Raw genomic sequence first — 22,904 nt, 5'->3', positions numbered from 1 at the left:
TTAAGTTTTAATATTCTCTTCTAGGTTGAATGAGTGTATTGTTATATCGAGTATGATGACAGGATTTTTAATCAAATTTGAAAGCTGAAGCCAAGTTGAGATAATTTCCCCATAGCATCTGAGGCTTTTGAATATATAAGTAAAAACTTCAATTACCGCTTTTAAAAGCGAATGAATATAGCACATAGGCTGGTACAGTTTTATATTACAAGCAACAAATTGTTTTCACTAAATGATTGTAGTGAGCAATACAATTCTTTGATCTAGTAATTTATGAAGTTCATGCGTAAATCAGCTTTAGTTTTTGCGATCGCACCTTTAGTTTTTGCGATCGCGGCTTGTGATGGAGATTCAGGAAAAACAGCAAGTACACCCGGCACTCCAGGCAGTACTCTAGCTGCACCAGAAAATCAAAATCGCTGGAATAACATTAAAAGACGCGGCCAGATAATTTGCGGTGTCAGTGGTGAAGTACCAGGGTTTAGCTTTGTGGGAACCGATGGTAAATACAGTGGCATCGATGTCGATGTTTGTCGAGCGATCGCCGCAGCTTTGTTTGATAAGCCAGATGCAGTAGAATTTCGCAATCTCAATTCCAAAGAGCGGTTTACAGCTTTGCAAACTGGAGAAGTAGACATTCTCAGCCGCAACACTACCTGGACACTTAGTCGCGGAACCACAGTAGGTCTAGAATTTGCACCTGTGGTCTTTTACGACGGACAAGCCATCATGGTTCGCAAAAGTAGTAACATTAAGTCCCTGACAGACCTCAAGAATAAAGCCATCTGCGTTCAAACTGGAACTACTACCGAACAGAACTTAGCAGACCAAATGCGGAAAAGGGGCATCACTTACAAACCCGTTGTTTTTGAAGACGTTAACGTTACCTTTGCTACTTATACTGAAGGTCGTTGCGACGGGATTACGGCTGATCGTTCAGCATTAGTTTCGCGGGGTACAATTTTACCCAAACCAGAAGATAACGTGATTCTCAATGAAGTGATCTCTTCAGAACCCCTTGCGCCAGCAGTTGCTAAAGGGGATGCTAAGTGGAGTGATGCTGTTAAGTGGGTGGTTTATTCTCTAGTAAAAGCCGAAGAATTGGGCATTACTTCCCAGAATATAGGTCAGTTTGCTACTAGTACAGATCCAGATATTAAGCGCTTTTTAGGAACCGAAGGCAACCTTGGCGAAGGACTCGGCTTAACTAACGACTTCGCAGCCAGAATAATTAAGCACGTTGGTAACTACGCCGAAATTTACGATCGCAACCTCGGCCCCAAGACAAAACTGAATCTAGCTCGTGGTCAAAATCAACTCTGGAACAAAGGCGGACTGCTTTATTCTCCACCGTTTCGGTAGAAGGGCAGGGGGCAGGGGGCAGGGAGCAGAGGGGCAGGGGGAGCAGAGGGGCAGGGGAGCAGGGGAGCAAGGGGGCAGGGGAGCAAGGGGGCAGGGGAGGGAGAAATAATAAATGACTAATTTAAAACCGTCTATATGGCGTGATGTCCGTTTTTGGAGGATTGCTTTGCAATTAGTTGCTGTATTTTTAGCAGTAGTTGTAATAGTAATACTGTGGGGTAATCTCAAGCGCAATTTGCGGCAATTGGGTATTCCGTTTGGATTTGATTTTCTTAAGCAACAGGCATCTTTTGATATTGGCGAGACGCTGATTAGCTACAAACCCACTGATACCTACAGTCGTGCTTTGTGGGTGGGGTTAATTAACTCTTTGCGGGTGGCGATCGCAGGAATTTTTCTGACAACCATTGTTGGGGTAAGTGCTGGGATTGCCCGACTTTCTGACAACTGGCTAGTGCGGAATATCACGATGGTTTATGTAGAGGTTTTCCGCAATACGCCTTTACTGCTGCAATTGCTGTTTTGGTACTTTGCTGTTTTTATCAGTTTTCCCAAAACAGAAAATAAGATATCCCTTTGGGGTTTTATTGGTGTTAGTCAAAATGGCTTAGAATTTCCTTGGTTTACCCTATCACCAGAGTTTTCTACGTTGCTGTTGGGATTAACTTTTTATACAGGTGCATTTATTGCAGAAATTGTGCGAGGTGGGATTCAATCAGTACCGAAGGGACAATGGGAAGCAGCGCGATCGCTAGGATTAAAACCAGGGTTAGTAATGCGGTTGGTAATTTTTCCCCAAGCTTTGCGGGTAATCATTCCACCATTAACGAGTCAATATCTGAATTTGACCAAAAATACCAGTTTAGCGATCGCGATTGGCTACCCCGATATTTATTTTGTCGCCTCCACCACTTTTAACCAAACTGGGAAAGCTGTAGAAGTGATATTACTGATTATTCTCACCTATCTCACCTTGAGTTTGACTATCTCTGTAGTGATGAATTTATTCAATCGCAGCGTGCAAATTAAAGAAAGATAAGGGTGATGAGGGGGACAAGGAAGCAGTTGAACTCGGAAGTTGAGCCTTTGAACTCGGAAGTTGCACCTTTAAACTCGGAGGTTACACCTTTGAACTCGGAAGTTGCGCCTTTGAACTCGAAAGTTGCGCCTCTGAACTCGGAAGTTGCACCTTTGAACTCGGAAGTTGCACCTTTGAACTCGGAAGTTGCGCTTTTGAACTCGGAAGTTGCACCTTTGAACTCGGAAGTTGCGCCTTTGAACTTGGAAGTTGCGCCTTTGAACTTGGAAGTTGCGCCTTTGAACTTGGAAGTTGCACCTTTAAGGTTGAAATATGAGTTTTGACCAATGACCAATGACAAATGACCAATGACAAATGACTAATGACAAATTAACTTGGCTCCGTAAAAACCTGTTTAGTACTTGGTATAACAGCTTATTAACTGTTGTCTGTTTAGTATTTCTGTTTTGGGTAGTGCGAGGAATTCTAACTTGGGCAACTACTCAAGCACAATGGGCGATAATTCAGGTTAATTTACGTTTATTTCTAGTTGGCAGATTTCCGCAAACGCTATATTGGCGAACTTGGATTGTGCTTGCGATCGCTTCGAGTTTAGGCGCTATAACTGGCGGTGTATTCTTTAGTAAACAACAGTTAACAAAGCGGGGAACTTCTTTGTTTGCTTTTATCATCGGCGTTTTGTTAGTTGTTTTACCACTGGATTTTACATCCCGCCTTTGGTTATTGTTAATTGCAGTTTTAGTATTTGCAGGTTTTTGGGTTGGAGGAAAGTTTACTAAGGTACTAAGTCCTTGGCTTTCCCTATTATGGTTATTGTCTTTCCCAATAATTTTATGGCTAATTGGTGGTGGATTTGGATTGCAGCCTGTACCTACAAATTTATGGAACGGTTTGCTACTTACCCTACTAATGGCAGCAGTGAGTATTGTACTTTCCTTTCCCATTGGGGTTTTACTCGCTTTAGGGCGCACAAGCAATTTGCCTGTAGTCCGTTGGTTTTCTATCCTGTATATTGAAATTATTAGGGGAGTACCACTGATTGGAATTTTGTTCTTAGCTCAGGTGATGCTTCCCTTATTTTTATCAGCAGATGTGCGTTTAGATCGGGTATTAAGAGCAATTGCTGGACTAGTACTATTTAGTGCCGCATATATGGCAGAAAACGTGCGTGGTGGACTCCAATCAATTCCTCGCGGGCAAATTGAAGCTGCGAAAGCACTAGGTTTAAATACACCCTTAGTAGTGATATTAATTGTCCTACCTCAAGCCTTACGTAGTGTTATTCCTGCGATCGTTGGTCAATTTATTGGCTTATTTAAAGACACTTCACTCTTATCTTTAGTAGGATTGGTGGAACTTACAGGTATTGCCCGTTCAATATTGGCACAACCACAGTTTCTCGGCCGCTATGCAGAAGTTTATCTGTTTATTGGATTTATTTACTGGGTATTTTGTTACTCCATGTCGTTAGCTTCTCGGCGATTAGAAAAACAGTTAAGTCAGTAGTTCAGAGATTTTAAAAAATAAATTATCCCAGAAAAAATTAAGAGCCAGAATTTAGAATGGTTCTAGTATTCTGACTCCTTTTAATCTTTAACTTTTACTTCGTTTGGTCAGTCGTGTAATTTATTGTGCATTTAACCAAGCTTGTAAATCTGCCAAGCTGCTAAAATCCAACAGAGCAACACTTAGATTCTCAAGTACTGTTAAGGGTAAATGAGAAATCGTTGCTTGCATTTCTTCAGACAGTTCTTGCCCAAGACGCTTAGTTAAGAGTCGAACAATCAATTTAATAGTTGCTTCCTGTTCTCCTTCCTGTCGTCCTTCCTGTCGTCCTTCTTCTTTAATTTCTCGATAAACTCTCGTTTGCTGTAAAGTTATGCCTAACATGATTTCCACCTCGGCTCGGCTCAATTGTTCAAATTTGTACACCATTATGGTCGTTATCAATTCTATTATGGCGCGACTTGATACTTGGGGCACTTCTTGATATGTTCTGGTTAGCAAATACCTAGCTTCTGCCGGTGCTGCATTTTCTTCTATCGTAGTCAGTACCATGAGTGCTAAACCCAAAGGTAATTCGCGAATATCTCCTAACTCGTCCAAGTAAACGCGATACAATTGTTCGCTATTAAGAAATGCGCGGTAGGGATAACTATTACTTTGTTCGATACTGCGGGATGGGTAGATTACTACCGCTTGCCAATCACTGTATCTCATCCGGTTGCGATAGAAATACAATAACGACTCGGCAAATAGCCTTTCATAGAGCATTTCATCCCTTTGAAATTGAACTTCGCTGAAATATACAACCCCGCCATTAGCACTATCAGGTGGAAGAAACACACCATCAATTTCAAATTTGGGTTCCTTGACAGCTACGGAATCAAAGCGATAATTATCAGCATTGGCTGGGGGATTTGTCAACAATTCAAATAATAAGCTTGGGGATTGTTGAAAGAGTTTGTAGAAAATTGAGTCTCGGCGCATCTATGGACTGCAAAAAATTTATTTGAACTCATAATATATCTTCGTAGTACTTATGGCATAAATTTTATTTATGAGTGGTTTTGTAATGTGGTGATATTGTTCCCTAGCACAATAGCAAATAGGCATCGCGCTATAAAATCTGATTAATTAGGGTTATTATTGATTAGTATGTTAAAAATTATTGTTACTATCTAAAATCAGCAATTATTTGATATTCATTTCATCAGCTTGTAGCGAGACATCGCTAATTTACTAAAAAATTTGGAGGTGCAAATCTGTGACAACAAAACAAGGGTCAATAATTATTGCGGAAGATGTTCACAAGTGGTATGGAAAGTTTCATGCTCTTCAGGGTGTGAGCTTGACAGTCAATCGTGGAGAAGTAGTAGTGCTGATGGGGCCATCTGGTTCCGGTAAATCTACCTTTATCCGCACATTTAATGCTTTAGAAGAATACCAACAGGGAAGAATTGAAATTGATGGGATTACTCTCAGTCATGACTTGCGAAATATTGAAACTATTCGCAAAGAGGTGGGAATGGTATTTCAGCAATTTAATTTATTTCCTCATCTGACAGTACTGCAAAATATCTCTCTAGCACCAATTTGGGTACGGCGATCGCTAAAGGCAAAGGCCGAAGAATTGGCGATGCAACTCTTAGAAAGAGTGGGTATTTTAGAACAGGCGCAAAAATATCCAGGACAGTTATCTGGTGGACAACAGCAACGGGTGGCGATCGCACGTGCTTTAGCTATGCAACCCAAAATTATGCTGTTTGACGAACCCACCTCAGCCTTAGATCCAGAAATGGTACGAGAAGTTTTGGATGTAATGCGAGGTTTAGCCCGTGATGGAATGACAATGGTAGTTGTCACCCACGAAGTTGGATTCGCCCGTGAAGTCGCCGACCGAGTTATTCTCATGGATAGCGGTTTCCTCGTCGAGTCAGCCACCCCTGACGCATTTTTCAACAACCCCAAAGAAGAAAGAACACGCAAATTTTTGTCACAAATTCTCTAAAACCTCTGCGCTACTTTGCGTTCAACTTTGCGCGACGGCAGTCGCTACAACGGGGGGAACCCCCGCAACGCGCTGCCTCCCCTCTGCGTTTAACTTCTAACCCTTTTGTCCCACAACTTCACACCAAGCAGCAGCAAAAAATCCATCTGGGTGCTGACTCCATTCCCGCAAACCATTACTCATTGCTGTAAGCAATCGCTCATCAGTCCAACCTTTCTCTACAGCTCGATCTTCTTTTGCAGAAGCCTCAATTCGCAGCGCCAAATATTCTGTAGCTTCACTCAACGGCTCATAACATTGATAAGAAGCCGAAGCTTTGATATTAGTAAACCCACTTTGGCGCAACAGAGCGCGTAACTCTCTACCCACGTTAGGATTACCAGAATTCTGCTGCTGGAGCCACTTGTAATAAGAAAATGCTTTTTCCAGTTCTGGTGTAGACGGTGCAATCAAAAACCCGCCCCAGTCAGGACTACGAAGCCCAACAATTCCCCCCGGTTTCAAAACTCGCCACAGTTCCCGTAACGCCTGCACAGGTTCTTGAAGATGCTCAAACAGCGCATGAGAAAAGATTGCGTCAAATGAGTTATCGGGAAAGGGTAGAGCATATATATTTCCCTCCAGAAAATTAGTATTACTGACACCTTGGTTAAAAGCACTTTCAGCAGCTATCTGGATTTGAGATATTTCGCGATCGATACCGGTAAGCATACCAGGGGCAATAACTCTTGCTAAACCTAAAGCGATCGCACCAGGGCCACAACCACAATCTAACAATTTCATCCCTGGACGTAAATAAGGCGTAAAAAACGCCGCATGAGTATCTACGCTGCGTTTTGCCATGAAATTCGTCGCATTACTTGAATAGCCTGGAGTATACTTTTCCGGCATCGTTTTGACTCCCTACGATATCTGTATAAGTATGATATGTAGGTAATTTTGAGATGTCCAATATATATTTATAGAGAATTGAAACTTATAAAGTATCAAAAAAATGGAATTGCGACACCTGCGCTACTTTATTGCTGTTGCTGAAGAACTGCACTTCAGTAGAGCCGCCGAGCGATTGCACATTGCTCAACCGCCCTTAAGCCAGCAAATTCAGCAACTAGAGGCGCAGTTGGGGGTAGAACTGTTTCAGCGCAAAACTAAGCGACAGGTGCAGTTAACGGAAGCTGGGCAAGTTTTTTTGCAAGAAGCTTATCAACTTTTAGCTCAACTGGAAAAGGCAATTGAGCTAACCCAAAAAACAGGAAGAGGTGAAAAGGGACTACTGCGAATTGGGTTTACCAGTTTGGTAACTTATGATTTGCTTCCAATAATTTTGCGGCGGTTTCGAGAACAGTTTCCAGAAGTAGAGTTGGTGTTGCAAGAATTAACCACAACTCAGCAGGAACAAGCGCTACAGGATAGCCGCATTCATGTAGGTTTTGCCCATCCACCTTTAGAAGACAACACACTCAATCAAGAGTGCATTCAGCAGGAAGCTCTAATTGTGGCTATGTTAGAAACTCATCCTTTAGCTGAACAAGAAAAGATTTCAGTGCGATCGCTAGTAAACGAAAACTTTATCATGTTCCCTCGCCATTTGGGGCCTGGGCTTTACGACCAAATCGTGAGTCTTTGTCAGCAAGGAAATTTCAGTCCAAAAGTGACTCAAGAAGCGATTCAGATGCAGACGATTATCGGATTGGTGTCAGCGGGAATGGGAATTGCGATCGCACCGTCTTCATTGCAAAATCTTCAGAGGGTTGGCATAGTTTATCGCACTCTGGAGGAGAAAACACCATTAGTAGAAACGGCTATAGTGTGGCGGCAAGAAAATGTCACACCTGTACTAAGGGAATTTTTACGTACATCTATCAAAGCCAGCAGCGGGATTTGAACTCGCGACCTTCCGATTACAAGTCGGATGCACTACCACTGTGCTATGCTGGCAAGCTTGGCGATTACTTTTAATTAGCAACCACAATTTCTTATTGTACCATAATCAATTTATTTGTCTAGCTGTAATTGCTAAAAAATATCTCCTTCTTCAGGCTGGACGCAAAAATATCTGGTACAGTTCCAAAACTGTTTTTTCTTTAGACAGCTGAATAAAGGAACAGAAATATATAATTATTTTTTACAGATCATAAGCATGGCAGCACTGCTCGGACGAGATTTATTAAGTCTGGTGGACATTAGTCCTACGGAACTTCAAGAACTTCTAGAATTGGCAACTCAACTTAAATCACAACAGCTGAAGTTGCAGAGTAATAAAGTCTTGGGGTTGTTGTTCTCCAAAGCTTCGACTCGCACACGGGTAAGTTTTACCGTGGCGATGTATCAACTGGGTGGACAGGTAATCGATCTCAACCCCAATGTCATTCAAGTTAGTCGCGGGGAACCTTTGCAGGATACGGCGCGGGTGTTAGATCGATATTTGGATATTTTGGCAATTCGCACATTTGCCCAGCAAGATTTGGAAACTTTTGCTGAATATGCCAATATTCCGGTGATTAATGCGCTGACTGATGCAGAACATCCCTGTCAGGTATTAGCGGATTTATTGACGATTCAAGAAAGCTTTGGCACTCTAGCTGGGTTAACTTTAACCTACGTGGGTGATGGGAATAATGTGGCTAATTCGCTGATGTTGGGCTGTGCTTTAGTGGGGATGAATGTCAGAATTGCTACTCCTAAAGGATATGAGCCAGATTCTCAGATTGTAGAGCAAGCAAGAGCGATCGCTAATAGCAAAACTGAAGTCCTCTTAACTCACGATCCAGAATTAGCCGTTAAGGGATCTGCTGTACTTTATACTGATGTTTGGGCAAGTATGGGACAAGAAGCAGAAGCAGATAATCGGCTGCCAATTTTCCAGCCTTATCAAATTTCCGAGCAGCTATTGAGCCTTGCTGAACCAGAGGCAATTGTTTTACACTGCTTACCAGCCCATCGCGGTGAAGAAATTACCGAAGAAGTTATTGAAGGTTCCCAATCACGAGTTTGGGAACAGGCTGAAAATCGTCTCCACGCTCAAAAAGCTTTACTTGCAAGTCTTTTAGGAGCAAAGTAGGGAATAGGGCACAGGGTATAGGGTATAGTTTTCTTCCTTGTAACCTGTAACCTGTACCCTTTAACCTGTAATATTCTTATTTGTCAAAAGGCAAAAGAGAAGAAAATAATTTTGCTTTTGCCTTTTATATTTTTACTTTTCTCTTGTTATCGGGAGTTTTTTGTAGTACTAATGTTCTAGAGACATTAATAATTACTTCCCGCAAATTTATGGAACGTCTAACAGAAGCCCAACAAGAACTTTACGAATGGTTAGCAGAATACATCAGAACGCATCAGCATTCGCCTTCGATTCGGCAAATGATGCAAGCGATGAATTTGAAGTCACCAGCACCAATTCAAAGTCGTTTAGAACATTTACGCACTAAGGGATATATAGAATGGACTGAAGGACAAGCGCGAACAATTCGGATTTTGCGTCCTGTGAAGCAAGGTGTACCAATTTTGGGCACGATCGCGGCTGGTGGTTTAATAGAACCGTTTACTGATGCTGTAGATCATTTAGACTTTTCTAATTTCGATTTACCTCCCCAAACCTACGCTTTGCGCGTAGCTGGCGATAGCATGATTGAAGATTTAATTACTGATGGCGATGTGGTATTTCTGCGTCCAGTAGCAGAACCAAATCATTTAAAAAATGGTACTATCGTCGCCGCCAGAGTAGATGGATTTGGGACAACATTAAAACGTTTTTATCGTCAAGGCGATCGCGTCACTCTCAAACCAGCAAATCCCAAGTACAATCCCATAGAAGTCATGGCTCAACAAGTACAGGTGCAAGGTTCTCTCATTGGTGTTTGGCGCGGTTACAACTGATTAATGGGGAGTGGGGATTGGGAAAGATAAGTACCAATGACCAATGACCAATGACTAAATAAATATGTACCTGACGAAAAATCCAGTGCCGCAACTGCCCACTTTCCGATTGAAATTACCGTTTGCAAGGGAAAGTAGGGGCAGTTATTATACGCAACCATTACCAGGATGCCCAAGAATGCCTGTGTCTCTGCAATTACGGCAATATCAGCGCCAAGCGATCGCTAGCTGGTTTACCAACAATGGCAGAGGGACGCTGAAAATGGCTACTGGTAGTGGTAAAACCATTACCGCATTAGCGATCGTTTGTGAATTATATCAGCAGATTAATTTACAAGTTCTGGTGGTGGTGTGTCCCTATCGCCATCTCGTTACCCAATGGGCACGAGAATGCGAAAAGTTTAATTTGCAACCCATTTTAGCCTTTGAGAATTTACGCACTTGGCAAAGTCAACTTTCGACCCAAATTTATAATCTGCGTTCTGGTTCTCAAGGGTTTGTCACGGTGATTACTACGAACTCTACTTTAATTGGAAATGGGTTTCAGTCTCAACTCAAATATTTTCCCGCCAAAACTTTAATTATTGGGGATGAAGCGCATAATTTAGGCGCACCCAAGTTAGAAGAAAGTTTACCGCGTAGTGTTGGGTTGAGATTGGCTTTATCTGCCACACCGGAGAGATATTTTGATGATTTTGGTACGCAATCTTTATTTGATTATTTTGGCCCAGTTCTCCAGCCAGAGTTTACTTTGAGAGATGCGATCGCTCAAGGTGCTTTGGTGCATTATCTCTATTATCCGGTGCTGGTAGAGTTAACTGAAGCAGAAAGCATTGCCTATTTAAAGTTAACTAAAAGAATTGGGCGATCGCTATTATATAGAGATCGACAAAATGGCGATGCAGGAAGCTTTGAAGACAATGAAGATTTAAAGCCTTTGTTAATGCAAAGAGCAAGATTAATTGGGGCGGCGGAAAATAAATTAACTGCCTTGCGGGATTTAATGGCAACTCGCCGCGAAACTAGTCACACTCTTTTTTATTGCAGTGATGGTTCCCAAGATGCAGGACAACGTTCATCGTTACGCCAACTTAAAGCTGTTGCTAAAATTTTAGGAGTAGATTTAGGGTACAAGGTAAGCACCTATACAGCCCAAACAACTTTACAAGAAAGAGAAATATTGCGCCATCAATTTGAAAGTGGGGAATTGCAGGGTTTGGTGGCAATTCGTTGTTTGGATGAAGGTGTTGATATTCCGGCAATTCAAACTGCGGTGATTTTATCAAGTTCTGGTAATCCCCGCCAGTTTATCCAACGACGGGGGCGAGTTTTACGTCCTCATCCAGCTAAGGAACGCGCCACTATATTTGACATGATTGTTTTACCACCAGATTTAGATAGAGAAACTATAGAAGTTGAGCGCAATCTGTTAAAAAAGGAATTGCGTCGCTTTGTAGAGTTCGCTGATTTAGCTGATAACGCAGGGGAAGCAAGAATGAAGTTACTTGATTTACAAAAGCGATATGGTTTATTGGATATTTGATGAGCAATTGTAAAATTTTTCGATTTTTGAAAAAAGAAGCATTAAGTATGAAATAATAAAACTATGAGTTAGATCATAATGGGATGTAAGTTGCTTTAAAAATTTCACTTACATCCCATTATGATCTAGATTGTTAATATTAATTATAGCAGAAGACAATTCAATAATAAAGTCTTTTTTCAAAGAAAATTATAAATTTGAAAAAATAGTTTTGGCAAAATTAAAGCTAACGCTAGCAGTGACTTTACGGAGGTAAATGCAGTACTAGAGAAAGTTAAAATATAGAAAAACTATATTTCTATACTGAAGATGTCACAAGAGGCGAATATTGATGATGTACAGGAGCCAATAACCAGCGCACCGCCGGAAGTGCGGCAAATTATTGAGCGGGTATGGAAACTGGAGAAAGGCAGGCTAGATAAGAAGATTAACAGCCATATAAATGATAATATTTTGGACATTATTAAGGAAGAGGTGCGATGAAGCTGACTTCAATCAAGCTATGCAACTTTCGCTCCTTTTATGGTATGACACCAGAGATGATTATCGCTGGGGGAGAGGCTCAGAATACAACGATTATTCATGGCAATAATGGCTCTGGAAAAACCAGTTTACTAAATGCCTTTACGTGGGTATTGTATGATAAATTTAGTGCAGCATTTGCATCGATAGAGCAGTTGGTGAATAAGCGTGCGATCGCAGAAGCTCAAAAAGGTCAAGCCGTAGAATGTTGGGTAGAGATTGGCTGGGAACATGAAGGTAAACGCTATCGAGTTAAACGCGCCTGTCGGGGTTATAAAAACGAAGGTGATTTTGACGCTGGCAAAACTCAATTAACCATGTGGGTTGGTGCAGATGATGGCAAATGGAATATACCAACTCAGCAACCAGACGATATCATTAATCAAATTTTACCCGCTACTTTACATCAATACTTTTTCTTTGACGGCGAACGAATTGAAGAAATAGTCCGTTCTGACAAAAAAGCTGAAATTGCCGAAGCTACAAAAATTTTCTTGGGTGTGGAAGTAATCAACCGTTCCATCAGACATTTGGGAGATGCTAAAAAAACTCTAGAAAATGAGTTAAAAGCTATTGGTGATTCTGAAACAAAACAACTATTACGACAGCAAGAAAAGATAGAACGCGAACGCGAACGCATTACCAAGCGGCAAACTGAAATTAAAGAAGAGTTAGAATATCAACAAACTTTTAAAAAAGAGACAAGTAACCGTTTGCGAGAATTGAGTGCTGCTAAGGAATTGCAAGAAAGATGGCAGTATTTAGAATCACAGAAAACGGCGAATCAAGAAGAATATAAAAAAACCAAAGAAGCACTAAAAAAAGTTATTTCCGCGCGGGGTTATACAGTTTTACTCTCAGAAACGACATCCCAATTCCGAGGAATAATCAATGATTTGAAACAGCGAGGCGATTTAACCTCTGGAATCTCGCGGGAATTTGTGAATGATTTACTCAATTCTCAGCGCTGTATTTGTGGCGCAGAATTACACGCGGGTAATCATTCTCATACTCATGTGAGTACGTGGTTAAATAAAGCCGGTTCTTCGGCGGTAGAAGAAACTGCAATTCGGATGATAGCTCAAGTAGACGAAATTGATAAGCAAGCTATAGGATTTTGGGAAGAGGTTGATAGAGAACAAACCAGAATTAATCAGTTAAGGCAAAGTATATCTCAAATTGAAAGCGATTTAGACAATATTCAAGAACGGTTGCGAAAAGATGCTAATGAAGAAATTAGCAGTTTACAAAAACGCTTAGATGAAATTGAAAGTAAAATTGATGAATTAAATCGAGAACAGGGTGCAAATCAGCAGCAAATTGCTCAACTCACAACTGAGATTGAAGGTTTAAATAAACAAATTGCCAAGCAAAAGCTGAATGAAGACAAGCAAACTTTAGCACAGCGACGGATTAACGCAACTCAAGATGCAATTGAACGGTTAACGGAAGTTAGAAATCGCCAAGAACAACAATTTCGCCTGCAACTAGAAAAGCGAGTGCAAGAAATATTTACGGAGATTTCTGTAACTCCATACATTCCTAAAATTAGCGATAAATATGAACTGACATTAGTAGAAAATACCACAGGGATAGAAGCACCAGTTGCAGCATCCACAGGCGAAAATCAAATTCTCAGTTTATCCTTTATTGCCAGCATCATTGACAAAGTGCGGGAATGGAGTGAGAAACGAAAAATGATGATGATTCCCGACAGTAGTACTTTCCCAATTGTCATGGATTCACCCTTTGGTAGCTTGGATGAGAATTCGCGGCGACACATTGCGAAGACAATTCCCCAATTAGCGAATCAGTTGATAGTTTTAGTAACTAAGACTCAGTGGCGGGGTGAAGTTGAAGCAGAAATGACACAGAGAATTGGTAGAGAATATGTGCTTACGTATTATTCATCTAAGCCGGATTGCGAACAAGATTATATTGAGTTGGGTGGAGAAAGATATCCTTTGGTGAAACAAAGTCCGAACGAGTTTGAGTATACTGAAATTATCGCGGTTGAACGTAATCTTTAAAGGATAAAGTTATGGTTGCGAGTTCAGACAGAAATTATATGTCTCCGCAGGAATATCTGGAATGGGAAGAACGCCAAGAAATTAAATATGAATATATTGATGGTGAAGTTTTCGCCATGACTGGGGGTACTCTTCCCCATACAACTATTGCTTTAAACTTAGCTTCAGCGTTAAAAATTCATCTAAGGGGGAGTGGGTGTCTTCCCTTTATGGCGGATGCGAAAGTAGGTGTATCTGAGAAAGGGCCTTTTCATTATCCCGATGTTGTGGTGAGTTGCGATGAACGAGATAAACAAGCTATTGAATTTCTCCAATATCCTTGTTTAATTGTTGAAGTTCTGTCCCCAAGTACTGAAGCTTACGATAGAGGTAAAAAATTTACGCGGTATCGCCGTATTCAGACTTTGCAAGAATATGTCCTCATCGATGCTGAAAAAATTGGTTTAGATTGCTTCCGGTTAAATGATAGAGGACTCTGGGAGTTACATCCTTATGAAGAAGGGGATGAGGTTCATTTAACCAGCGTTGATTTCCACTTCCCGATTTCTTTGGTGTATGAGAATGTTCAGTTTCCCATTTAAATTAGGATTATCCTCGATTCATGATTAGGGGTTTTATGAGTATTAAAACTGAAGCAACTATTGAAGATTTGTACCACTTACCTGACAATTGTAAAGCAGAGATTGTCAATGGGAAATTGGTGCTGATGTCTCCAACTGGATTTTTACCAGGACGTGCAGGTGGTGAAATTTATGCAAGTCTACGGGATTATGAACGATTGACAAAAAGTGGTTATGCTTTGCCTGATAATGTCGGTTTTATTGTCAATCTCCCTAATCGCCGTTCTTTAAGTCCTGATGCTGCGTTTTATACTGGCAAACCTACAGACGGAAAGTTTCTTAATGGTGCGCCTGTGTTTGCTGTTGAGGTGCGAAGTGAAAATGATTACGGTGATAAGGCTGAAAAAGATATGGCTAGTAAACGCCGTGATTATTTTGCGGCTGGTACGTTGGTAGTTTGGGATGTAGACGTACTCAAAGAGGAAGTTATTAGAGTATATCGTGCTAGTAATCCTGAAGAACCGCAAGTGTATCGCCGTGGTGAGGTGGCTGAAGCTGAACCCGCAGTGCCAGAATGGACTATGTTAGTGGATAATTTGTTTGTTTAAGCGATCGCCCACATACTAGTATAAAATAATGTGGTTATTAAGTGCGTATGCGTAAGCCAGCCGTAGGCATCGCTTTTGAGTTTCGGTTAAAATAGCAACACAGTATATATTAAAACAATGGCTGCAAACAGAATTAGGGTTGCTAAAGATAAGGCTGAGTTGGTGAAATCTCTAGTCGCATCAAAAGACACAACTGGGCCTTTTCAGACTTATGTAGAAGTAATGGTGTTTGCAGCAGCATTGGGCGTTAAAAATAAAAAGCGCGTTCCTTTGGGAGAAACTACAAAAAGAGAACCATCTCCAATTCCACAAGAAAATTTTGCTTCATTAGGTTATGACCTAATAATTAAATTATTAGGAATCAATGAAACGCAAGATATCAACATACTCTCATCTAGAGAAGAAGAAGATGAAGATAAACGTACTCAAATATTTGAAGAATATGCTAACGCCGGACTAGAAATTTTACAAAGTGAGTTGCGCGGTTCTGTTGACTACTCAGAGCGAATTCTATTAGTTCTGATTTCTGAAAGAGGAACAAAAGAACAGCTAGAAGAAGAATTTGACCTCAGTAAATTCTTAAATTGATTACTACTTATTAAATATGAAAAATATAGTATATTATTGTCAACAATTTGCTGAATTAAATGTGAGTAGTAGCAGGAAGCGTGGTAATGCTCAATATAAACCAATATTACTTTTATCTGTAATTGATTTAATTGCGCGAGGTGTCATTACTACTAATGAGATTCCAGTTTCAGACGAATTAGTTCAAACATTTGAGAGGTATTGGAATGTAATCGCTTCTCCATCTTACAAAGGTGGTTTACACTATCCTTTCTTTCATCTGCAAAATGAAGGCTTTTGGTACTTGAAATTTAAGCCTGAATTTAATGGGTTACAGCCAAAAACAATTAACAAACTAAAAGAGGCTGTTGAATACGCATATCTAGACAGTGACTTATTTAACTTTTTGCAAGATGAATTTTGCAGAAAAGAACTAATTGATGCACTTGTGGCAGCTTTCTTTTCTGATAATGAAAATTATATAGAGTCTATTTTACAAATAAATCAAACTTTTCAACATGACGCAGTAGATATAGAAAAAATAATTGAAACAGGAAATTTAGATAATAATCCAACGTGGAGCTTGAAACGAGCAGTTATTAGAAATGCTTTTTTTAGGAAAGCAATTGTACACGTTTATGATTATAGATGTGCCTTTTGTAGACTAAAAGTAACTAAAAAAGTAAATCAAAATATTGTGGATGGCGCACACATCAAACCATTTTCACAGTTTTATGATAATAAAATTCATAATGGAATAGCTCTTTGTAAAAACCATCATTGGGCATTTGATAGGGGTTGGTTTGCTGTAGATGAGCAATACAAAATTATAGTTAGTAATGATTTGGAAGAAGCATCTCCCCATGCTAAACCTATGAAAGATTTTGAAGGTGAAATAATACTTCTACCAAATACAGAGCAACACTTTCCAGAATTGGAAGCACTTCAATGGCATCGCCAAAATATATTTCAAGCATAATTATAGGATAGGTGGAAGTCCTACCGCTTTCGGTTCAACAAACTTGCCGTCAAAACCTATAGTTTTATCTTCCACAGTCCTAGCATCGGCCAAAGCTTTACGAAGTTCAGCACGTTCCATCTGTTCCTGAATTCCACCGAGGATATAAACCAATAACTTCGCTGCTAAATCTCTTCCAGCAACCTGCACCCGTTTTTTATTTGGGTCATATAAAACCCCATACCAGAGAGATTGGGGATATTCCATACCACTAAAACCACCTTGCTGGTCAAACTTCCGCAGTTTCTTGAAAATATCAGCCAGAGAAAAACCTTTTTTAAATACCAAAATTCCCAAAGCTTGCGCTAATGCAACTTGAGCAACTGGACGGAAAAGCATATTTCCTTCACCTCCATCCTTCTCAAAGCTGAAGCGCCGTAAAGCTGGTGTATCTTCGTGTTCTAAAATTTTATAACTGGAAAGACTAGCCAAAGAATCAAATAGCTTTTTAAATTCCTCAATTCCCTGCTCAAGTTCTTCATCCTCTGGACGCATGGGAATTAGACCTTTCTCCAAGGGTTTCCAGTGAGGGAACTTTTGAGCCAAATAGCGCTCAGACATATCTTGCAGAGCTTGCAAAGTCGTCAAAACTGTAGAATTAGAGGCTACTGTTGCACTATTCCAATTAACACGGGGATTGCGATCTTGTTTTTGTTCTAATAGTGGATGTGTAACTGCAATTTTTCTAGCAACGATCGCAAAGCCATCATCTTCATTCAACTGCGTTAGCTGACCTTTAGTCAAGGGTGCAGCCATCAGGTTGACATGAACAAAAATCGATCTCACCCTCCGCCTCGCCTGGGTACGAGTTTCCCCAGGCGCTACCGCACAGATGAACTCAATACCAATTTTTTCCTTGGGTAAATTTTGCAAGTAACCAAAGTCTACTTGGTACTTTTCTATCAAATCATTGACTGTAATAAAACTGTCATCAGCACCTTTATCTTTTTTATAGCGCTGGAGTTTGCGAGTTTTAATTAACTCCATTAATCCCTGTACACCCATTAATCGGTGTTGACCATCTAGTGCATAAATGGTTACATCATCCTCAGAAATATTTAGCAGACCTACTTTAGCGTCTTTATCTAGGGGGATGAAATCAGTAGTAGACTTTGTGGCGCGTCCTTCACTATCCCACTCAGCAGCTTTGGGATTATCCACCCACGGTTGATTAATTACTACCAGTACTGGCGGAAACTTGTGATTTTGTCGAGCCGCTAAATACTGTACTAGTGGCGCTTGACGTGACCAATCAAGGGGACGCTGCTGAATTTCATCAATACTATCCGCGTCAATCTCGACATTATCAGTCTCAGGATTATACTTTTTTTGAAATAGAGGTAAGCCAGAGGCGAAGTGAACCCGACCTGCGAACCATTCCAAGGTAACAGAGCTAACATAAGCTTCAGTACCACCCATCTCGGTTTTTTGAACGAGAATCTGATCTTTTCTTCCTAAAAACTTCTCCAGGAGTAAAGCTAGTACCTGTTTTTCCTTGTTTTCCCGTTCCAGATATTCTCTAGCGATGTCAGCAGTGGGGTCAGATGCACTATCTTTCATGTTAAATTTTAAAAACAGAATAGGATTATGTCGTTTAATTATCCAAAAATTTGGATATTAGTAGTAAAGTTTTTAAAAACTTTTATTCAACCCCCGGAGATGGGTTTTGTCTATCTAGACGTGAATTCTATTTGCCCAGATATTAAGCCAGTGTTTTCAGAGAGAAGGAGAAATGACTACAGCACAACAAGCAGAAAATAAAAACCAGCAAACACGTACTGTAGCAGAGTTAGTGGACTATATCCAAGCTCTCACCACTGAAATTCAAGAATTGTATTGTTTAGATGAGATACCTTGGGTGGTCGGCTATTCGGGCGGCAAAGATAGTACTGCTACCTTACAGCTTATCTGGAATGCGATCGCAGCGCTACCAGTTGAAAAGCGAAAAAAGATTATTCATGTTATTACAACTGACACACTAGTAGAAAACCCTGTAGTCTCTGTTTGGGTACGCAAATCCTTAGAAAGGATGAAAGTTGCTGCTCAAGAACAGAAAATGCCCATTGAACCCCATTTATTACACCCAGAAATCAAAGAGACATTCTGGGTAAGCTTGATTGGTAAAGGTTATCCAACGCCGCGAGGAAAATTTCGTTGGTGTACAGACCGTCTAAAAATTCATCCTTCTAACCACTTTATCCGTGATGTAGTTAGAGTAAATGGGGAAGTTATTCTTATTTTAGGTACTCGCAAAGCTGAAAGTATTAAACGTGCTATCTCAATGGAAAAGCATCAAGCAGGTAGCCTAAAAGATCGTCTAATTTCTGATTCAAGTTCACCTACGTCTCTCCTTTACCATAGTGCAAGCTTGCCTAATTCTTTAATTTATAGCCCCATCGAAGATTGGCGTACTGATGAAGTTTGGATTTACTTAAATCAGTGGCAAAATCCTTGGGAGTATAGCAATAAAGACTTATTCACCATGTATCGAGGCGCTACAGCAGATAATGAATGTCCACTAGTTGTTGATACTTCGACTGCTAGCTGTGGTGATTCTCGATTTGGCTGTTGGGTTTGCACAATTGTTAGTAAGGATAAATCAATGGAGGCAATGATTCAAAATGATGAAGAAAAAGAATGGATGCAGCCTCTATTAGATATCCGTAATGAATTAGATAATAGAGATGACCGCGATAAAAGAGACTTCCGTCGCATCTGGGGAGAAGTCCAACTTTTTGAACGTCATGTAGATGGTGAAACCTCTATTGAACCAATTCACGGCCCCTATACCAAATATTGTCGGGAACATTGGCTCAGACGATTATTAGAAGCGCAAACAAAAACCCGTCGAACAGCGCCAGAAAATATGCGCGATATCACCTTAATTACTTTAGAAGAGATGAGCGAAATTCGCCGTATTTGGCTAGAAGAAAAACACGAATTTGATGATAGCTTACCCCGGATTTATCAAGAAGTGACAGGCGAAGAATTTCAAGATCCCCGTCCTGGTGCTGACTATAGCTTACTAGGTCGTGATGAATGGATAGTATTAGAAGAAATCTGTGAAGGTGACGCGATGCACTTGGAACTGATGGCGAAATTGTTAGACACAGAACGCCAGTATCGCAAAAAGACTCGTCGCGTGGGAATATACGAAACCCTAGAAAAATGTTTTAATACGAGTTCTCGTTCTCCTGAAGATGCGATTAAAAATGCTCGTTTGAAACGCGAATTAAGCGAAGCAGTTAGTCAAGGTGATGTTGCAAAAGTCAAGCAGATGACTTTGGGCGATGTTGCAGCAATTAATGAGGTAGATGAAGGTGAAAGTGAAAATGATGAAGAGGTAACTTGGGCAAGTATGAAATTTAAAAAGGAAATTTTAGAATAATAGAAGACGGGAGTCAACAAACTACTTAAAGAACGCTTGACAAAGTTTGATTATCTTAAAACAAGCGAGGTTATATGATTCAAGCCACACACAAATTAGTAACTTTTGAAGATTTTGCAGCTTGGCGGCCTGATGGTGGAAGATACGAATTACATGATGGCGTGATTATTGAAATTGCACAACCAGTGGGAGATCATGAGGATGTTGTTGGTTTTTTGGCGCTAAATATATCTATCGAAATTGGGCGACAAAAACTTCCTTACTTCATTCCAAAAACTGTATTAGTCAAGCCATTTGAAGGTGAATCAGCTTATTCACCAGACATCTTAATAATCAATCGACCAAATTTAGTGAATGAGCCTTTATGGAAAAAAGAATCAACTGTATCTCAAGCTACGTCTATTCCATTAGTTATTGAAGTTGTTAGTACTAATTGGCGAGATGATTACTACAAAAAGTTAGCTGATTATGAAGCTATAGGTATCCCCGAATATTGGATTATAGATTATGCGGCTATAGGTGCTAGGAAGTTTATTGGTAATCCTAAGCTGCCTACTATATCCATTTATCAATTAATTGATGGTGAGTACCAAGTTACTCAATTTAAAGGCGATACCCATATTGTCTCGCCTACTTTCCCAGAATTGAATTTAACCGCCGAACAGATTTTTCAAGCTGGTGGTGTGCAAATCTAGCCACACTTACAAACACCGAGACAGATACAATCGCATTTCTTAACAGTTAGTGATCGTATTATCTATATTTCATAGACAATATTTTTTCTCAATGCGTCAGACAAAACCATCTAATTAATTTTATCTGATTCCTTTCATCACAAACTTTCTGCTTCTGCGATCGCTGTCGAACTCATGTTAATCTTAAAAATCAATGATATTTCTTGAACTCGTATTACAAAATTTTGGCCCATACAGTGGCAAACAGGTAATCAATCTTAACCCAAAAATTGATGAGGAAAACTCTCACCCAATCATCCTATTAGGTGGGATGAATGGCGGCGGAAAAACCACCTTTATGGATGCCATTCGTCTCGCTCTTTATGGCGCTCGTGCCCAATGTTCTACCCGTGGTAATTTAAGTTATAGCGATTTTCTAAATCAATGTGTTAACAACAAAATAGATCCAGTTGCAGACACTCGTATTGAATTACTTTTTGAACATATCGAGAACGATAAACCAATAAAATACCGTGTTGTGCGTAGTTGGACAAAAAATCCTAAAGACGGTAAAGATACATTAGGTATTTTAGGCGATAGTGATACCTGGCCTGATGCTTTAGTTAATATCTGGGATGAATATATTGAAAATCTCCTGCCATTAGGGATTTCTAACTTATTTCTCTTTGATGGGGAACAAGTTAAAGAACTTGCAGAACAGGAAACACCACCACCAGTTGTAGTAGATGCAATTCGTGGACTTTTAGGGCTAGAGTTGGCAGACCGTTTAGCAGTTGATTTAGATATCTTAGTTAACCGTAAACTGAAAGAAGTTGGTAATAGTAAGGATTTAGCTAACCTAGAGGAAATTGAAACTAGATTAACCCAACAACAAGAAGATTATCAAACCACAGAAGAAAAATCAGAAACTCTCAAAAATCAGGTAGAAGAGTTAGAACAAAAGCAGCAAGAAGCCTTTGATAAATTTATTTATGAAGGTGGGAAGATTGCAGCAGAACGCAATCAACTAGAATTACAACAGGATACAAAAACTGCGGAAATTGAACAAGTACGTCAGTCGATGTGTGAATTGGCGGCTGATGTTTTACCTCTGGCATTGATTCCCAATTTGCTTAATCAGGCGCAAGCACAGGGAGAAAAGGAATTTCGCCATCAACAGGTACAAATTTCTAAAGATTTGTTACTTGAACGAGATCAGCGCTTACTCACTTGGCTAAATAAAGTTGAAATTTCTCCGATAGAAGTTGAAAAAATCCAATCATTTTTAATCCAAGATGTAGATAATTTATATGCAAAGACTCTCCAGATAGAAGCACCTTGGTTATTAGCCGATGATGAAACTTTAAGTCAACTAGATAATCTCATATATCACTTACAAAATTCCAAACTTTCTGCAAAAGAAAAATTAGCTCTTCTCAAAAACAAAGAAGAAGAAATTCATACTCTAGAAAGGCAAGTACAAACAGCAGCAGCACCAGAAGATTATACAAAGCTGCGTCAAGCACTAGAAGCGGCACAAAATCAAGTTGTTGAAGCCAAAGCAAATTACGAAACAATCCGCCGCCGTTTAGCTGAATTAGAAACTATTATTGCCAAGTCAAAGAGAGAATTAAGTGATTATACTGTAGAAAATATTAAGCATAAAAATAGCGAACATATCATTACCTCTGCGGCTAAAGTTCAAAATACACTCAAGATTTTTCGTGAAAAATTAACTCTGCGAAAACTCAATAAATTAGAGGAGGAAGTTAAAAATTGCTTCCTTTATCTCCTACACAAATCAGACTTAGTGCATCGCATCACTATTGATACTAAGACTTTCAGCCTTTTGCTTTATGATTTAAATGGTAAATCTGTTCCGAAACATCGTTTATCAGCAGGTGAAAAACAATTACTTGCGATCGCATTTCTCTGGGGTTTAGCAAAAGTCTCTGGACACCGCTTACCAGTAGCAATCGATACGCCGCTAGGTAGACTAGACTCCTCTCACCGCAGCAACTTAGTTGAACGTTACTTTCCATCCGCCAGCCATCAAGTGATTTTGTTATCTACGGATACTGAGATTGGCAAAAAAGAAGTAGAAACACTGCGAGAAAATGAAGCGATCGCCCGCGAATATCTGCTCAAATACGACTCCTCCACCCGCCAAACAACAGTGGTAGAGAATCAATATTTTTGGTGATTC

At 40.1% G+C, this 22,904-nt stretch carries 21 protein-coding genes and 1 tRNA gene; 18 read left to right on the top strand and 4 right to left on the bottom strand.

The genetic code is table 11. The features are described from left to right. Positions 1-282 precede the first annotated feature (282 nt). The 4 genes from V7L31_RS26545 (at position 283) to V7L31_RS26530 (ending at position 3,907) form a co-directional block, all read left to right on the top strand. Complete coding sequence (locus tag V7L31_RS26545) at positions 283-1,362, top strand: amino acid ABC transporter substrate-binding protein (protein WP_334699085.1); 1,080 nt, start codon at positions 283-285, stop codon at positions 1,360-1,362. 112 nt (positions 1,363-1,474) lie between these two features. After that, entirely contained in the window at positions 1,475-2,401 is a 927-nt protein-coding gene (locus V7L31_RS26540) for an amino acid ABC transporter permease (RefSeq protein WP_334699032.1), read from the top strand. A 5-nt stretch (positions 2,402-2,406) separates the two neighbouring features. Beyond that, positions 2,407-2,724, top strand: coding sequence for a hypothetical protein (locus V7L31_RS26535; RefSeq protein WP_334699031.1), 318 nt, complete (start codon positions 2,407-2,409; stop codon positions 2,722-2,724). A 31-nt stretch (positions 2,725-2,755) separates the two neighbouring features. Beyond that, the gene (locus V7L31_RS26530; RefSeq protein WP_334699030.1) at positions 2,756-3,907 is read left to right on the top strand and encodes an amino acid ABC transporter permease; all 1,152 of its coding nucleotides are present in this window, start codon (positions 2,756-2,758) and stop codon (positions 3,905-3,907) included. A 120-nt stretch (positions 3,908-4,027) separates the two neighbouring features. Here V7L31_RS26530 and V7L31_RS26525 read toward each other — a convergent pair whose 3' ends face one another. Further along, positions 4,028-4,891: an Rpn family recombination-promoting nuclease/putative transposase gene (locus V7L31_RS26525; protein WP_334699029.1), complete on the bottom strand. Its 864-nt coding sequence runs from the start codon at positions 4,889-4,891 to the stop codon at positions 4,028-4,030. 277 nt (positions 4,892-5,168) lie between these two features. Between V7L31_RS26525 and V7L31_RS26520 the strand changes: the two genes are divergently transcribed. Then, positions 5,169-5,912 (top strand): amino acid ABC transporter ATP-binding protein, encoded by a 744-nt coding sequence (locus V7L31_RS26520; protein WP_334699028.1) that lies wholly within the window; start codon positions 5,169-5,171, stop codon positions 5,910-5,912. Positions 5,913-6,008: 96 nt separating this feature from the next. On the opposite strand, the gene V7L31_RS26515 is transcribed toward V7L31_RS26520, so the two are convergent. Beyond that, positions 6,009-6,755, bottom strand: a complete 747-nt coding sequence (locus V7L31_RS26515; RefSeq protein ID WP_334699027.1) for a methyltransferase domain-containing protein — start codon at positions 6,753-6,755, stop codon at positions 6,009-6,011. A 151-nt stretch (positions 6,756-6,906) separates the two neighbouring features. Here V7L31_RS26515 and V7L31_RS26510 point away from each other — a divergent pair, with 151 nt between their 5' ends. Then, complete coding sequence (locus tag V7L31_RS26510; RefSeq protein ID WP_334699026.1) at positions 6,907-7,797, top strand: LysR family transcriptional regulator; 891 nt, start codon at positions 6,907-6,909, stop codon at positions 7,795-7,797. Here V7L31_RS26510 and V7L31_RS26505 read toward each other — a convergent pair. Beyond that, positions 7,779-7,850: transfer RNA gene (locus V7L31_RS26505), tRNA-Thr, on the bottom strand. The genes V7L31_RS26510 and V7L31_RS26505 overlap by 19 nt on opposite strands. Positions 7,851-8,052: 202 nt before the next feature. Between V7L31_RS26505 and argF the strand changes: the two genes are divergently transcribed. The 9 genes from argF to V7L31_RS26460 all read left to right on the top strand — a co-directional run bounded on the left by argF (position 8,053) and on the right by V7L31_RS26460 (position 16,597). After that, positions 8,053-8,973 (top strand): ornithine carbamoyltransferase, encoded by a 921-nt coding sequence (gene argF, locus V7L31_RS26500; RefSeq protein WP_334699025.1) that lies wholly within the window; start codon positions 8,053-8,055, stop codon positions 8,971-8,973. 209 nt (positions 8,974-9,182) lie between these two features. Next, positions 9,183-9,788 carry a transcriptional repressor LexA gene (lexA, locus tag V7L31_RS26495; RefSeq protein ID WP_104901782.1) on the top strand — a complete coding sequence of 202 codons (606 nt, stop codon included), beginning with the start codon at positions 9,183-9,185 and terminating at the stop codon, positions 9,786-9,788. Positions 9,789-9,852: 64 nt separating this feature from the next. After that, positions 9,853-11,331 carry a DNA phosphorothioation system restriction enzyme gene (locus V7L31_RS26490; RefSeq protein ID WP_334699024.1) on the top strand — a complete coding sequence of 493 codons (1,479 nt, stop codon included), beginning with the start codon at positions 9,853-9,855 and terminating at the stop codon, positions 11,329-11,331. Between the two features lie 309 nt (positions 11,332-11,640). Then, entirely contained in the window at positions 11,641-11,814 is a 174-nt protein-coding gene (locus V7L31_RS26485) for a hypothetical protein (protein ID WP_180277607.1), read from the top strand. Further along, positions 11,811-13,883 carry an AAA family ATPase gene (locus V7L31_RS26480; protein ID WP_334699023.1) on the top strand — a complete coding sequence of 691 codons (2,073 nt, stop codon included), beginning with the start codon at positions 11,811-11,813 and terminating at the stop codon, positions 13,881-13,883. The genes V7L31_RS26485 and V7L31_RS26480 overlap by 4 nt, the downstream gene beginning before the upstream one ends. Before the next feature lie 11 nt (positions 13,884-13,894). Next, positions 13,895-14,464 (top strand): Uma2 family endonuclease, encoded by a 570-nt coding sequence (locus V7L31_RS26475; RefSeq protein ID WP_334699022.1) that lies wholly within the window; start codon positions 13,895-13,897, stop codon positions 14,462-14,464. A 35-nt stretch (positions 14,465-14,499) separates the two neighbouring features. Next, on the top strand, positions 14,500-15,051 hold the full coding sequence (locus tag V7L31_RS26470; protein ID WP_334699021.1) for a Uma2 family endonuclease: 552 nt from the start codon (positions 14,500-14,502) through the stop codon (positions 15,049-15,051). Positions 15,052-15,168: 117 nt separating this feature from the next. Then, entirely contained in the window at positions 15,169-15,639 is a 471-nt protein-coding gene (locus tag V7L31_RS26465; protein WP_334699020.1) for a DNA phosphorothioation-associated protein 4, read from the top strand. A gap of 16 nt (positions 15,640-15,655) precedes the next feature. Further along, the gene (locus tag V7L31_RS26460) at positions 15,656-16,597 is read left to right on the top strand and encodes an HNH endonuclease (RefSeq protein WP_334699019.1); all 942 of its coding nucleotides are present in this window, start codon (positions 15,656-15,658) and stop codon (positions 16,595-16,597) included. On the opposite strand, the gene V7L31_RS26455 is transcribed toward V7L31_RS26460, so the two are convergent. Next, positions 16,598-18,196, bottom strand: a complete 1,599-nt coding sequence (locus V7L31_RS26455; protein WP_334699018.1) for a DGQHR domain-containing protein — start codon at positions 18,194-18,196, stop codon at positions 16,598-16,600. It abuts the gene before it with no gap. 172 nt (positions 18,197-18,368) lie between these two features. Here V7L31_RS26455 and dndC point away from each other — a divergent pair, with 172 nt between their 5' ends. The 3 genes from dndC to dndD all read left to right on the top strand — a co-directional run bounded on the left by dndC (position 18,369) and on the right by dndD (position 22,901). After that, a complete protein-coding gene (gene dndC, locus V7L31_RS26450; protein ID WP_334699017.1) occupies positions 18,369-20,024 on the top strand; it encodes a DNA phosphorothioation system sulfurtransferase DndC in 1,656 nt (551 codons plus the stop codon). Positions 20,025-20,098: 74 nt separating this feature from the next. Then, positions 20,099-20,719 (top strand): Uma2 family endonuclease, encoded by a 621-nt coding sequence (locus V7L31_RS26445; protein ID WP_334699016.1) that lies wholly within the window; start codon positions 20,099-20,101, stop codon positions 20,717-20,719. Positions 20,720-20,912: 193 nt separating this feature from the next. Beyond that, positions 20,913-22,901 carry a DNA sulfur modification protein DndD gene (gene dndD, locus V7L31_RS26440; RefSeq protein ID WP_334699015.1) on the top strand — a complete coding sequence of 663 codons (1,989 nt, stop codon included), beginning with the start codon at positions 20,913-20,915 and terminating at the stop codon, positions 22,899-22,901. The last annotated feature ends 3 nt before the right edge of the window (positions 22,902-22,904 follow it).

It is taken from the genome of Nostoc sp., from assembly GCF_036916655.1.
GTDB lineage: Bacteria > Cyanobacteriota > Cyanobacteriia > Cyanobacteriales > Nostocaceae > Nostoc.
Note: the sequence above shows the minus strand (reverse complement) of the source record. Positions and strands in the feature narration are given on the sequence as shown.